The following is a 13,051-nucleotide window of genomic DNA, read 5'->3' on the forward strand; positions in this document are numbered from 1 at the left end:
TGTGCTCCCATTTTTGAGGCCCCAATTTTCAACAACACAGGAAACGTTAAAGTTTAAGAAGTCGTGACAAAAGCAGACGTAATTGCCGAGATCTCCGATAAGACCGGAATTGATAAGGCAGAAGTAACAAACACACTGGAAACTTTCTTTTCAGTCGTTAAGGACTCGCTGGCCGAGGGAGAGAACATTTATGTGAGAGGGTTCGGCAGTTTTATTAATAAGAAAAGAGCCAAGAAAGTAGCCCGGAATATCTCGAAAAACACGGCAATGGTGATCGACGAGCACTTCATTCCAAGCTTCAAGCCCGCTAAGGTTTTTGTTGAACAAGTGAAAACCAGCGACAAAGCCAAAGTAACAGCTGAGTAAACGTAATTGCCTCTAAAATGGCTATGTATGGGTTTAGTAGCGTGGCCCAGGCGTTTGTATTGTGACGATCCTTTTCTATGAAAAAATCTGTGCTGTTTGTGATTATTCTGGCGGCGGCCCTAACGGCAGGGTTATATACCCTTCCTAAAGGAGTGGTGCGGAATGAAACCAAACAACTCGAAGGACGTACTACACAAACGCCTGGGCCTACTGACTCCCCTCATGGCAACGTAGCAGAAGCAGATACGCCAGCTATGCATGAGAAACCATTGTCGGTGGATCAGCAAAAACAGGTAGCACTCCTAAAGACTGAACTAGCCTCCGCTAATTCGTCTCAGCGAGAAGCTGTTGGCCAGAAGTTGATCACGCTTTTCCGTACCATCAATCGCTACGATAGTGCGGCTCATTATGCAGAGGTATTGGCAATAGCTCAACCAACAGAGCAGCATCTGTTACGTGCAGGTGATCAGTATTTCGAAGCCTATACCTTTGCCGTCGATGATAAGAAAACGGCTTCGCTCGGTCAGAAAACGCGCGAGTTTTATCAACAGGCTCTTGCTAAAAACCCTAATTTGCTTTCGGCTAAAGCCAACATGGCAATGACTTATGTCAATACTGATACGCCAATGCAGGGAATTATGATGTTGCGGGAGGTGTTACACCAGGATCCAACAAATGAGTTGGCTTTGTTCAATTTAGGCTTGCTATCCATGCGGTCAAATCAGTATGAGCGGGCTATTGAGCGATTTCGACAAATTCTGGTCAATAATCCAGCAAGTCGAAAAGCACAATTTTATTTGGGGGTAAGTCTGGCAGAAGCGGGTCAAAAAGCTGAAGCGAAGCAAGTGCTCGCCCAGGTGAAAAAGCAGGAAAAAGACCCGCAGATTCTGGCCGCTGTTCGCGAGTATGAAGAGCGATTAAAATGATGAATGTACAATGAATAGTGTATCACAGCGGTCTTTACCGAACAGGTCATTATTCGTTTTCATTATACATTGATTTAAGGGCTTTGACCGGTTGGTCAGCCGACATATATTTTAACTATTAAACTGTATTGCAACATGCCCTGCGGTAAAAAACGGAAACGGCACAAAATTGCCACGCACAAACGGAAGAAACGGCTCAGAAAAAACCGGCACAAGAAGAAATAGTAAGCAGTGGGCAGTTGGCAGTTATCACTTTGCGCTAATAACTGCCAACTGTTAACTGCTCACTGTCTACTCGTTTCGTAAGCCCCGTGCCGGTCTGTAAAGCCCGAACGTGGCTTTTTTCTTTTTATATAGCCATTCTTAACCGTATATTCATCTTGTGAGTAATGAATTAGTTATCAGTTCGACTCAGAAAGGTGATCGGATTGCGCTCTTGCAAAACAAGAGATTGCTGGAGTATCACGAAGAAGAGTTAGACAGCAGCTTTACAGTTGGCGATCTTTACTTAGGAACAGTCAAAAAGCTTTCATCAGGTCTTAATGCTGCTTTTGTAGATGTAGGCCACGAGAAAGACGGTTTTTTGCACTATCAAGACTTAGGACCGAATATCAATTCGCTCAATAAGCTTGTTAAAGACGTAATTGCCAAGCGCGTCACAACCGGACGACTTAGTGATATGCAATTGGAGCCTGTTATCGAAAAAATTGGAAAGATCGATAAGGTTCTGACGAAAAACGCTCCAATTTTGGTTCAGGTGGTAAAAGAACCCATCTCCACCAAAGGTCCACGCCTTTCCTGCGACATCTCTATTGCGGGTCGCTATTTAGTTCTCGTGCCATTTTCGGATGGCGTAAACCTTTCTAAAAAAATTACTGACCGTGCCGAACGGTCGCGCTTGATGCGGTTGATGTCGTCTTTGAAACCGCATAATTTCGGTGTTATCGTGCGCACTGTAGCACAAGATAAAGATGTTGAAGAGCTTGATCGCGATTTGCAGAATTCACTTGCTAAATGGGATCAGGCAATAAAAAATCTTTCAGAAGCCAAACCTCGTGATCGTATATTGGGAGAGATGAACCGGGCTTCGTCGATTCTGCGTGATATGTTGAATGAGTCATTCGAGAGTATCACAGTCGATACAAAGGAATCATTCGAGGAGATTCGTGATTTCATTCATACAATCGCACCGGAAAAAGAAAAGATTGTTAAGCTCTATTCGGGTAAAATAAAGGTTTTTGAGGCATTAGGTTTAGAAAAACAGCTCAAATCGTTGTTCGGCCGGTCAGTAAGTTTACCGGGTGGAGGCTATTTGATCATTGAGCATACTGAAGCGCTGCATGTTATCGATGTCAACAGCGGCAATAAGTCAAATTCTGAAGAGGATCAGGAAGCTACAGCCATTAGCGTAAATCGGGAAGCGGCCAAAGAAATTGCTCGCCAACTTCGACTGCGTGATATGGGCGGTATCATTGTGGTTGATTTCATTGACATGAAAAAAGCAGAGAACAAAAAACTTCTGCAAGATATTATGCGCGATGAAATGAAGCCTGAACGCTCAAAATTTACGATACTGCCGTTGACAAAATTTGGTCTTATGCAGATTACTCGCCAGCGAGTAAGGCCTGAAATGAATATAGTCACCCGGGAAGTATGTCCAACCTGTGGGGGCAGTGGAACAATTCAGGCCAGCGTTTTGGTAACAGATGTAATTGAGAACAACCTCGACTACATATTGACTAAGCAAAATGAGCGAGGTATTTCAATAGCCATGAATCCATTCCTATATGCCTACTATACGAAGGGGATTTATTCGAAGCAGATGCAGTGGTACGTAAAATATAAAACTTGGGTTAAACTTGTTAAAGATAGTTCTTTAGGAATGGTTAACTTTAAGTTTTTCCATCTTTCCGGCGAAGAAATAGAAGTTAGTAATAACTCATAGGTTTATAGTAAAATTTTACTATATCCGTTTGCAAGCAGACAGTCCATATCAAGGCCTTGATATGGACTGTCTGCTTATATATAAACCACCTGATGCTGTTAGCTAATGGAGTACTTCCATTTCTACCAATTCGGAGAATATTTCCTTTCCAACAATATCTTCAACTGAGTCAACCGAGTTAAGATTCAAGAGAAGATCACGCAAATCCTCTGTTATTTCATACGTTTGATAAAGTCTCCGGTCGAACAGAATAGGTGCTTGCTCTAGGTCACATAGCGTGTAACGTTGTTCATTAAAAATAGGCCGACGGAGAGAATGAGAAAAGAAATCATTTCTTGATAGTTCAGGCTCTAAAAAAGAATGAATGTAGTTCCACCCCTCCCACTGTTCTGGATACTTAACCAAATATGGCCAGAACGCATCATAAAGCTGCTGCATAACCTCCCGGCAATACATATCCCGATCACTCTGGATAATTGGCCGAATTGGCTTAAAAAAATGCAATACGTTTGTCAGATCAGGCTGTCGGTAGCTTACCACCGGTACAATTGGAATACCAGCCGCATGCGACAAATAACCAACGCCTTTTCGTGTTAACACACGTCTTTTACCAAAACGTACTGACAAAAATTGTTGCTCTTCACCGGGTTCAGGCGCTGTTTCAGGGCTGCCGTCTACATACACAATTAGAGACCGGCCCGCTTTTAATTCGCGGAGAATCGTTAGGCCAGCGGAGGGGCTTCCCGTTTCAACTACACGGAATACGTTTGTTAAGCCATGTTTTTGACGTAACCCTTCGATATGTTCAATCATACCATCTCCCTGAACCTGGTTCATGTTACTGCCAACCAGCAGTACGCAATCCACCCCTTGCCGGAAGAGTACGCTTGTCAATAAGCGATACGATCCCAGATGATATGTACAATATATATTTGGCTTATTGCCTTTTAAAGCACTATACTCCCCACGTAATTTAACTAAATCACCAGCTGTCAGACACTGCTGATCAAATTTTGTAAAAATCTGTTGCAGTAGTAACTCCTGAAACAGCGATTCATGCTGCTGACGGGGAATTGAAGGCATCAGATTCTCAATATTAGCAGAGAAAGTAGTAAATTTCATGAGATAACCCCGTTCTCTCTGTAAATCTACCCGATCAAAATGCTGGCGACAGCGAGCCAACTCCTGTCTATACAGTTGTCGTGTGGTTAGCATAGCGCATGTAAAAATCAGAGTGAAAATACAGCAGTTGCCTGAGGATCACGATCAACAATAGGTCCATTATCGCAGCACATTAAAAGTATCGAAAAATTTAGTTTAGTCGATAACTCATGTTTTGCAGCTAATGCTTTAACTTTTTTTAATGCTGTAGCGGGTTTGAGAGCGAATTGCTTTTCCATGATTTTTAGATTGATTTTAGTAGCTTAATTAATGGCGTTTTACCTGCCGTTTAGTAGATACAAAGCTACGAGCCCTGCTAAAGGGCCTCAATGGCTAAAAAGTCACGATTACCTGTTGGAATTAGTTAAATATTACCACTATCTTAGTTGCTAATTTGATTAAGGAGTAGAGTATGAAGGAAATTCGTCTTACCAGGGAGTTTCTACGGAGGCCAGTGAACAGCTTGATTATACTGCTGAGCATTTACCTATTTATTGAAGCCGTTTCCTGGTCAATTGGGTTTCAAATTAAATTAACTGATCTGAATCAACAGGGTGGGTTGCTGAATTATGCCTCTTACGTAATCCGAGCGATGCTGATTCCAGAATTTTGTACTCTATTCATCATTATATTTCTTATTAATCGTTGGCATGAATGGTTTAAAATAGAAGTTGTTACGTATAATTGGCGCTCTATTGGCAGATACGAATTGCGATTCTTACCTGTGTTAGTTTTTGCATTCTGGCTCTTCGACCCTATTACTCAGACGATTCGTTTCTTATTGGAAAAATTTCCTAACTATTCGTTAGACGTTTACAAGAAGGAATACATCTTTGGTACACTTACCTGGTCGATGTACTTCATTTATTTTTTACCAGTTCTCCTAATTGGTTACATCGCACTTAACATTTCACTTCTTTCAGATTACTTAAAACAACGTAGGGAGGCTCAGGAACTCGCTGAAGCCGAAGCAGCGAGAGCTTCTCAGGAAGCATTGGCCCTATACGCAACGTTTACACCGAAACCTGCCCCTACAACACCCTCCCCTTACTTAACCTATTTGAAAGGTAAGAATGCTTTAGGCGAATTAGACTTTCCTGTTAACGATGCTTATTATTTCACAATAGAAGATCGCTTCTATTATGCCGAATTAGTCAAAGGACGTTACTTGGTCAGCAAAACATTAAACGAGCTTGAGGCCGAACTTGACCCAACTCAATTTTTCCGTATTAAACGCGACTATATTGTAAACCGCCAGGCTGTTTTAAACTACGCCTATTGGGAAAACGGGAAATACATAGTTCGACTTAATACGCCCGATCAATACAACATTGTGGTTCCCCGAGCTCGAATGCAAGAGTTCCGGGAATGGCTACAAGGACGTTATATCGATACGCCAGAACATGCCAATACTGCTCTCCTGTAGCTATTTATCATATATAGTTCTTTACTGAAATGCCGTAGCGAGGTAGGTGTCGGCAGCTTTCTAACCGTAATTTTTTAGCTATGTGAACCTTATGGTTTACTGCTGTTCGGTAGCTGATACTCAATTGGTCAGCAATATCACTGGCAGTGTGCCCATTGGCAATCATTCGTAAAACCTCCCGTTCACGATCAGTTAATCGGCTCAGCTCATCCCGGGTAGTATCTGAAATGACATCTACACCAAAATTTTTGAGCAGTTTCATAAAACCATCGCTGTAGTAACAGCCTCCGTTACTAACGGTTTGGAAGCAACGATACAATTCGTCAAGTCCATCGGTAGCATAAAGGAATCCAAAGAATCCAGTCTGCATAGCACTCACCACCATTCGCATGTCAGGATTGCGGGTATACAGAATAAACTTCGTCTGCTGATTCGATTCCTGCATCTGCTGAACAATTTCGAAACTTCGCTGGCCTGAAATTTCAGATTCCAAAATCACACACTTTGGGCGTTTCACTCTAATCTGCTGGAGCGTATCCTCCATTTCCACGGCACGACCTACAACATTGTAACCTTGCTCTTTTAACAACTGGCTTAATACTTCACAGTTGAAAAGTTCTGATTGAGCAACGAGAATAGAAAAATCACGACGTCGGATCGCAAATTTTTTGGTGAGCTCCTCATTGTTATGGGATTGGTTCATGATCTATAAAGCGTATTAAGAGTTAAAATTAATATCGACAATACTGCTTAAGTAATACTTTAAGGATGAAATCACCATTTTCCCGGACGAAATCACTCAAATAGGTAAAACTTTATGGGTGATTTCGTCCGGGAAAATGGTGATTTCACGCAAAACGGTTTGTTTTCGATTTTAAGCTGAGCCTATTTTGATCATTCAATCGCAAAAACAAGTATTTGATCGTAGGGTGATGAATCAGGAAAAATCAACAGCACTATCCGGTTACGATGTATCGACCGAAGAAGTACAAAGTCTGATTATGAAGTGGGCAAAGGCGACTGAAGCATTTCATTATCGCTATGCCAAACTCGATAAAGCGATAACTTCTTTACAGAAAACTGCCCGCCGTCACTCTACAACAAATCGTACTCAGTTGCGTCGTCTCCTTGAGTTGCGTCAATATTCAACCGACGTACTCATGACTCTTTTGCTGGATATGTCTGGTCAGCGGCCAGAACGTTCAGCACAACCTTCTAAACCCGGTCAACTTCATTCCCATGCTTGTCTATTGGATGAGTTGAATCGGAAAATCGATGCTGAGCTGATTAGCATCACAACGGTTGCTCAAGCGTAGTGTTCACCCTCCCCTAATGATAAAGGTAGGCCCCAACCATATGGTTGGGGTTTTTTTGTAACGCTCAACCGGAAATGACTGTACCCAGCAGGCTTGAAATTTCAATATCTATCCGTTTGAAATGCATAAATTCCGTCAATAGCTGATCGGCTTCTTCAGGAGATTTATTAGCTGATTCACGCAGTAATTGCTGTAACGTTGTCATCCGCTGTTCAGCCATCATTTTTTTGATCCGTAATATGTTTCGATAAGCTGCATCAGCCAAAATACTCACCTCCTCTTCCGATGGCACGAAGATTTCATGCTTTAACCAGCCGCCACTGATTTCATAACGGGGGGTAGTTAAGTGAATAGCTTGATTCTGAATATCAATATCATTGGCGTGTTCCGAAGTACCAGACTTGCTATTCAGGAAATCACTGGCGGTTAGGATATCGCCACGACTATACGCTTCTCGAAAGATGGTCAGAATTAGATTATAGGGTTGTGTCTGGAACTCAATTTCGTGCAACTCGCTCAATACGTACTGACAAAGCGTAATACCTGGCTCCAGTTCTCTTGCGCCATAGTTCATGAGTAGACGAACACATTCTTCTTCCTGATACGATATAGGGGTTCTAACAAGCTTTGTAGACGTATCCTGAACAGCTGGCGGTGTTGTTGAACTTACACTTGGTTCAAATCCGTCAGCACTCATGTTTAGGCCCTCTAGAAGAGCATTTATATCCTCTAGCGATGGCTCATCTGGCGTTGGCGTGATAGTTACTGGTGCCGACTGCCGTTGTCCCAGATCAGTGGACCGCTGTTGTCGCTCCGAATCTTTCTTATGCTGATCCTGTTGCTTTCTAAGCAAGCGATTTATTTCCGATATAACCGATTGCTCACTGACATGAAAAACCTGCGCTACGCGTTGTGAGAGCGTTTGTCGCTTAAGGAGGTCAGGAATTCTTGTGATACTAGCACATACGTCAGAAATGCCTTCAGCCCGTTTGAGTGGATTGTCGCCAGCTTCATTCAACCATTGACTAGCCTTGAAGTCAATAAAATCCTGCGAGTTTTTACGGATGTATTCCTTAAAGGCATCAGCGCCAACTTTATGAACATAACTGTCCGGATCTTCACCATTTGGCAGCAGAAGAAGTCTTAGGTTCAAACCCTCCTCCAACACCATATCTAAACCACGCAGAGCGGCTTTGATACCAGCGGCATCTCCATCGTAAAGAATCGTTACGTTAGGTGTAAAGCGAGCAATCAGGCGAATTTGTTCAGTCGTCAGCGATGTACCCGATGAGGCCACTACGTTCTTAATTCCAGCCTGATGTAAGGAAATCACATCCGTGTACCCTTCGGTCAGGTAACAAACGTCTTCCTGCCGAATAGCCTGTTTTGCCTGGAATATCCCGTAAAGGACCTGACTTTTATGATAAACTGATGTCTCGGGAGAGTTTAGGTATTTAGGCTGGTTCTTATCAAGCTTCAGTATCCGTGCACCAAAAGCGATCACCCGCCCTGATACGTTATGGATGGGAAACATGACACGCCCCCGGAACCGGTCGAATACTTTTTGCTTACCTCCGGCTTCTGCCTCTTTAATCAGGATCAGGCCGGCTTTTTCGAGTAAATCGCGATTGTAACCCCGACGCAATCCTTCTTGTAGAAGCGCATCCCATTGATCAAGTGTATAGCCCAGTTCAAATGCTTCGATAGTTGGATTTGTGAATCCACGTTCCCGAAAATAACTCAGTCCAATGCTTTTGCCTTCATCGGTTGTGAGTAATGTTTCCTGAAAAAATGTTTTGGCGAAGTTCAGAACGATTAGCAGGCTCTCCCGTTCATTCTGACGTAGTAGATCTTCTGGCGTTTGTTCCTGCTCTTCAATCTCAACGCCGTACTTTTTAGCTAAGTAACGTAGTGCTTCACCATAACCAATGTTTTCAATATCCATCACAAACCGAACGGCATCACCTGCTTTCCCGCATCCAAAACACTTATAGATCTGACGAACGGGATTAACGTTAAACGAGGGCGTTTTTTCGTTGTGAAAGGGGCAGCAGGCAATATAGTTGCTTCCTCGCTTCTTGAGCGATACAAAATCGTTGATCACCTCCAGAATATCGACGGACTGACGAATTCGTTCAACGGTTTCTTCGGGAATACGCATTGCTAAATTATTATAACCTTGTTGTTACCAATTTAAGTAAAAAGAAAAAAAGGAGAAAGGAGTTTAATACTTCCTTTCTCCTTTTTTTCTTTTTACTTAAATTCTTATTTTAATAGGCTCTTACTAATTTTCCCTCCATAAAATTCACGAAGGCTTTGTTCACAACGTTATTACCACCAGGAGTCGGATAATTACCGGTAAAATACCAGTCGCCAGTGTGGTTAGGGCAAGCTTTATGTAAATTCTCGACGGTTTGATATACGACCGCTACTTGTGCGTTTAAGTCATCGGGCGTAACAATCTGAGCTACTTTTTTGGATAATTCTTCGTGCGTAAAGGGGTCAAATAGGGCTTTGACGTAGTTCTCCTGAGAAGCATTGCCCGATTCAATAGCCGCCACGCACAACGCGTAAATTTCATCGAGCAAATCTTCCTGACCGCGTTCACGAAGCAGTTCCAGTGCAGCCCGGAATCCAATAAACTCCTTGAACTTCGACATATCGATGCCGTAACAATCAGGAAATCTGATTTGCGGAGCTGATGAAACAATAATGATTTTTTTTGGTCCTAATCGATCAAGCATTCGCAAAATGCTCTTTTCCAGCGTAGTGCCACGTACAATGGAATCGTCGACTACCACTACGTTGTCTTTTCCTTTCTTAATAACCTCGAACGTAGTATCATACACATGCGAGACCATATCGTCACGCTGGGTATCGTCGGTGATGAACGTGCGCAATTTTACGTCTTTGGATACTAGCTTTTCGATTCGTGGGCGGAACGAAAGCACTCGGTCCAGCTCTTCTTCGAACAGAATACCTTCCATAATCGCCTTCTTGCGCTGTTTGGCCAAATAGTCTTCTAACCCCTCGACCATGCCAAAAAAGGCGGTTTCAGCTGTATTCGGAATATAGGAAAAAACCGTATTCTCAAGATCGTAATCAATTTCTTTAAGAATCTGCGGAATCAGCAGCTTCCCGAGCATTTTCCGTTCGTTGTAAATATCGGGATCCGTAGCCCGTGAAAAGTAAATCCGCTCGAAACTACAGGATTTCTTCTCAATAGGCTTAACGAATTGTTGCTCTGCGTACTCGCCGTATTTATCAATGATGAGCGCGTGGCCAGGTTTTACTTCCTGAATAGCGCTGTAATCGACGTTAAAGGCCGTTTTGATCGCCGGTTTTTCGGAAGCAACCACTACCACTTCGTCGTCGGCATAGTAATAAGCTGGGCGGATTCCAGCCGGATCACGCGCAACGAAAGCAGCACCGTATCCGGTCATCCCAACCATGGCGTAACCGCCATCAAAATCACGGCAGGAACGATGAAGAACCCGCTGCATGTCGAGATTATCTTCGATAATATCTGACAAATCGGGATTTTCGTATATGCCCTTAAATCGCTCGAAGACCCGCTGGTTTTCTTCGTCCAGAAAGTGGCCGATTTTTTCCATTACCGTTACGGTATCGACCTTATCTTTTGGATGCTGTCCCAACGATACGAGTTTACCGAACAGTTCTTCAACGTTGGTCATGTTGAAATTTCCCGCTACAACCAGATTTCGGCTCCGCCAGTTGCTTTGCCGAAGCATGGGATGGCAGTTTTCAATTTCGTTCGAGCCGTGGGTACCGTAGCGAAGGTGTCCCATCCAGACTTCGCCCGTAAACGCTACGTTCTGCTGGAGCCAGAGGGCATCTTTAGCTTTATCTTTATTTCCCTTTAGTGCCTTCCGGAACTTCTTATTGACCTTTTCGAAGATATCCGTTACAGGCCGCTGATCGACCGAGCGGTAGCGACTAATATAACGATGTCCAGCTGGTACGTCGAGTTTGATGTTGGCAATTCCGGCCCCGTCCTGGCCGCGGTTAACCTGCTTTTCCATCAGCAGGTAAAGTTTATTAGCTCCGTAGAGAGCCGTACCGTATTTATCGATATAATATTGATACGGTTTGCGGAGCCGGATTAAGGCAATGCCGCACTCATGTTTGATGGCGTCGCTCATGAGAGAGTTGGTCGAATCGCGTTGGTTGTAGTCAGTAATGAAGTATTATCGAAGTAACGGCTCCCCGTCGGCAATGGTTCGGCGGAGGGGTAAACAAAGGTAGACAAAAGCACTTCTAATTTCCTGTTAAATTTTCGTTCTTTCTTACCCATCGGTACATAAGTAAATAAACGATGACAGTTGATATAGTTCCCACTAATGATCCGACGTAAGCATCCTCGACAAAGTGCTGAAATAAGTACACGCGTGAGTAGCCCGTTAGCGTGGCCAGCCCCAGTAAAACCCATCCTCGCTCTTTCCGATTGCTGAGAAAAGCCAGCAGACTAAACATGGCAAAGGCGGTTGTCGTGTGGCCTGACGGAAAACTATTAATAGTATGAATGTCTAATCCGTCAATGATGTGGTATTTATAGGGCGAATGCTCAAAAAATTTCAGCGGCCGGGGCGAATTAGCGAAAACTATCTTTTTTAAAAATTCTGATGTTAACGAGGAGAGCGCAAAACTAGCCAATGCCATCAGGCCAACTCGTCGATTATAAAACAGAAGAATTAATCCTAAAAGAACGTAAACGATTCCGTCACCAAGGTACGTAATGTAAGGAAAAAGCAGGTCGGCAACGGGATCATTACGAAAATTAATCCACTGCATTAGCTGTTCCTGGGTATAAAGTACCTGCAGTACCCCAACCACCGCTAACATCAATACGTAGGGTAGAAAAAAGAACCGGTTCTTACGTAGTAACTCAAACAGCATTATTCACTGAAATTAACCTTCTCCGATAAAAACTCATTTGGCAGCGGAGGGCGCAGCTTTTTCAACCGTAATACCAACACTCAGAATATTGAGCAAGGGATCCTGACGCATATACTGTCGAATCTGCATGGTGTATTTGCCAGGTTTAGGAAAACGGTAATTACGTTTCATCAGGAATTTGTGATCAAACAAATCACCGAGCCCGTCGCCGTTGGGTTTGCCGGTTTTGGGGTCCATCAGTATCAATTCGTCCAGACGCGATTCGAGTTCCTTACCGCTGGCATCGCGTAAGTATCGCGTTAGATACAAGTTGTAATAACCATACGACAGACTATTCCGAAGATTGTAGTAGATGTTGTAGGGTACAGAGGCATCAGTAATGTCAAATGTGAACGATGGCGCATTCTTGATGTACCATTTCCCCTCCTCAATGTCTGTATATTCTTTGTAGACCGCGTTTGTGTCGCAGCCAGAAGCCAGTAACGCCATGCAAAGGACCCATCCCAATCGTTTCATACTATACGCAGAAGAATTTACAAAGCTACGACGGTGGGCCTGGCTTTTCAAATGGCAAAAAACGAGATAAATAGTTTGCAAACGATAAAAATAGTTTTAAGTTTGTTTCATGGAAAAGCTAACAGCCAAGGAAGAAGAAGTGATGCAGGTGCTCTGGAAGATGGAGCAAGGTTATGTAAAAGATATGGTTCCCCAGTTTACGAACCCTCCCCTACACTACAATACCGTTTCGACCATTGTTCGTAACCTTGAAGAAAAAGGTTACGTGGGTCATAAAGCTTATGGCAATACGCATGAGTATTACCCGATTATAACCAAGGAAGCGTACCAGAATCGGTTTGTTCTAAAGAAAGTGGTTGACGATTATTTTGATAATTCCTATAAAAATCTGGTCAGCTATTTTGCTAAAAATGAGAAGATTTCAGCTGACGAGTTGCGCGAGATTCTGGCTATGATCGAGAAGAAATAAGCGGTATCC

The 13,051-nt window shown here is 43.2% G+C and carries 13 protein-coding genes; 6 read left to right on the forward strand and 7 right to left on the reverse strand.

Annotation, left to right across the window (positions count from 1 at the left end; all coding sequences use genetic code 11):
• The first annotated feature begins 63 nt into the window (after nt 1-63).
• From IC230_RS25305 to IC230_RS25315, 3 genes are all read left to right on the forward strand, one after another.
• Complete coding sequence (locus IC230_RS25305; protein WP_046577075.1) at nt 64-366, forward strand: HU family DNA-binding protein; 303 nt, start codon at nt 64-66, stop codon at nt 364-366.
• A gap of 77 nt (nt 367-443) precedes the next feature.
• Entirely contained in the window at nt 444-1,292 is an 849-nt protein-coding gene (locus IC230_RS25310) for a tetratricopeptide repeat protein (RefSeq protein ID WP_191041858.1), read from the forward strand.
• A 382-nt stretch (nt 1,293-1,674) separates the two neighbouring features.
• Entirely contained in the window at nt 1,675-3,237 is a 1,563-nt protein-coding gene (locus IC230_RS25315) for an Rne/Rng family ribonuclease (RefSeq protein ID WP_191041859.1), read from the forward strand.
• 102 nt (nt 3,238-3,339) lie between these two features.
• Here the strand turns inward: IC230_RS25315 and IC230_RS25320 are convergent, their stop codons facing one another.
• A complete protein-coding gene (locus tag IC230_RS25320) occupies nt 3,340-4,452 on the reverse strand; it encodes a lysophospholipid acyltransferase family protein (RefSeq protein WP_191041860.1) in 1,113 nt (370 codons plus the stop codon).
• Between the two features lie 14 nt (nt 4,453-4,466).
• Nucleotides 4,467-4,637: a hypothetical protein gene (locus IC230_RS25325; protein ID WP_191041861.1), complete on the reverse strand. Its 171-nt coding sequence runs from the start codon at nt 4,635-4,637 to the stop codon at nt 4,467-4,469.
• A gap of 173 nt (nt 4,638-4,810) precedes the next feature.
• On the opposite strand from IC230_RS25325, the gene IC230_RS25330 reads away from it, so the two are divergent.
• Complete coding sequence (locus IC230_RS25330; RefSeq protein ID WP_191041862.1) at nt 4,811-5,824, forward strand: LytTR family DNA-binding domain-containing protein; 1,014 nt, start codon at nt 4,811-4,813, stop codon at nt 5,822-5,824.
• A gap of 7 nt (nt 5,825-5,831) precedes the next feature.
• Here IC230_RS25330 and IC230_RS25335 read toward each other — a convergent pair whose 3' ends face one another.
• The gene (locus IC230_RS25335) at nt 5,832-6,527 is read right to left on the reverse strand and encodes a LuxR C-terminal-related transcriptional regulator (RefSeq protein WP_191041863.1); all 696 of its coding nucleotides are present in this window, start codon (nt 6,525-6,527) and stop codon (nt 5,832-5,834) included.
• A gap of 187 nt (nt 6,528-6,714) precedes the next feature.
• Here IC230_RS25335 and IC230_RS25340 point away from each other — a divergent pair, with 187 nt between their 5' ends.
• Nucleotides 6,715-7,140 (forward strand): hypothetical protein, encoded by a 426-nt coding sequence (locus tag IC230_RS25340; RefSeq protein ID WP_223860836.1) that lies wholly within the window; start codon nt 6,715-6,717, stop codon nt 7,138-7,140.
• Between the two features lie 64 nt (nt 7,141-7,204).
• Here the strand turns inward: IC230_RS25340 and dnaG are convergent, their stop codons facing one another.
• The 4 genes from dnaG to IC230_RS25360 form a co-directional block, all read right to left on the reverse strand.
• Nucleotides 7,205-9,301 carry a DNA primase gene (gene dnaG, locus IC230_RS25345; protein WP_191041864.1) on the reverse strand — a complete coding sequence of 699 codons (2,097 nt, stop codon included), beginning with the start codon at nt 9,299-9,301 and terminating at the stop codon, nt 7,205-7,207.
• Between the two features lie 109 nt (nt 9,302-9,410).
• Complete coding sequence (locus tag IC230_RS25350; RefSeq protein WP_191041865.1) at nt 9,411-11,303, reverse strand: amidophosphoribosyltransferase; 1,893 nt, start codon at nt 11,301-11,303, stop codon at nt 9,411-9,413.
• Nucleotides 11,304-11,418: 115 nt separating this feature from the next.
• On the reverse strand, nt 11,419-12,057 hold the full coding sequence (locus tag IC230_RS25355) for a phosphatase PAP2 family protein (protein WP_191041866.1): 639 nt from the start codon (nt 12,055-12,057) through the stop codon (nt 11,419-11,421).
• Between the two features lie 33 nt (nt 12,058-12,090).
• Nucleotides 12,091-12,573 (reverse strand): gliding motility lipoprotein GldH, encoded by a 483-nt coding sequence (locus IC230_RS25360; protein ID WP_191041867.1) that lies wholly within the window; start codon nt 12,571-12,573, stop codon nt 12,091-12,093.
• Between the two features lie 109 nt (nt 12,574-12,682).
• Here IC230_RS25360 and IC230_RS25365 point away from each other — a divergent pair, with 109 nt between their 5' ends.
• On the forward strand, nt 12,683-13,042 hold the full coding sequence (locus IC230_RS25365) for a BlaI/MecI/CopY family transcriptional regulator (RefSeq protein WP_191041868.1): 360 nt from the start codon (nt 12,683-12,685) through the stop codon (nt 13,040-13,042).
• Nucleotides 13,043-13,051 lie beyond the last annotated feature (9 nt).

It is taken from the genome of Spirosoma validum (assembly GCF_014699035.1).
GTDB lineage: Bacteria > Bacteroidota > Bacteroidia > Cytophagales > Spirosomataceae > Spirosoma > Spirosoma validum.

Bases quoted from the DNA above. Each gene is read 5' to 3' on its own strand.
- IC230_RS25310 (WP_191041858.1), top strand. From the start codon at position 444: ATGAAAAAATCTGTGCTGTTTGTGATTATTCTGGCGGCGGCCCTAACG.
- IC230_RS25320 (WP_191041860.1), bottom strand. From the start codon at position 4,452: ATGCTAACCACACGACAACTGTATAGACAGGAGTTGGCTCGCTGTCGC.
- IC230_RS25325 (WP_191041861.1), bottom strand. From the start codon at position 4,637: ATGGAAAAGCAATTCGCTCTCAAACCCGCTACAGCATTAAAAAAAGTT.
- IC230_RS25330 (WP_191041862.1), top strand. From the start codon at position 4,811: ATGAAGGAAATTCGTCTTACCAGGGAGTTTCTACGGAGGCCAGTGAAC.
- IC230_RS25335 (WP_191041863.1), bottom strand. From the start codon at position 6,527: ATGAACCAATCCCATAACAATGAGGAGCTCACCAAAAAATTTGCGATC.
- dnaG (WP_191041864.1), bottom strand. From the start codon at position 9,301: ATGCGTATTCCCGAAGAAACCGTTGAACGAATTCGTCAGTCCGTCGAT.
- IC230_RS25350 (WP_191041865.1), bottom strand. From the start codon at position 11,303: ATGAGCGACGCCATCAAACATGAGTGCGGCATTGCCTTAATCCGGCTC.
- IC230_RS25355 (WP_191041866.1), bottom strand. From the start codon at position 12,057: ATGCTGTTTGAGTTACTACGTAAGAACCGGTTCTTTTTTCTACCCTAC.
- IC230_RS25360 (WP_191041867.1), bottom strand. From the start codon at position 12,573: ATGAAACGATTGGGATGGGTCCTTTGCATGGCGTTACTGGCTTCTGGC.
- IC230_RS25365 (WP_191041868.1), top strand. From the start codon at position 12,683: ATGGAAAAGCTAACAGCCAAGGAAGAAGAAGTGATGCAGGTGCTCTGG.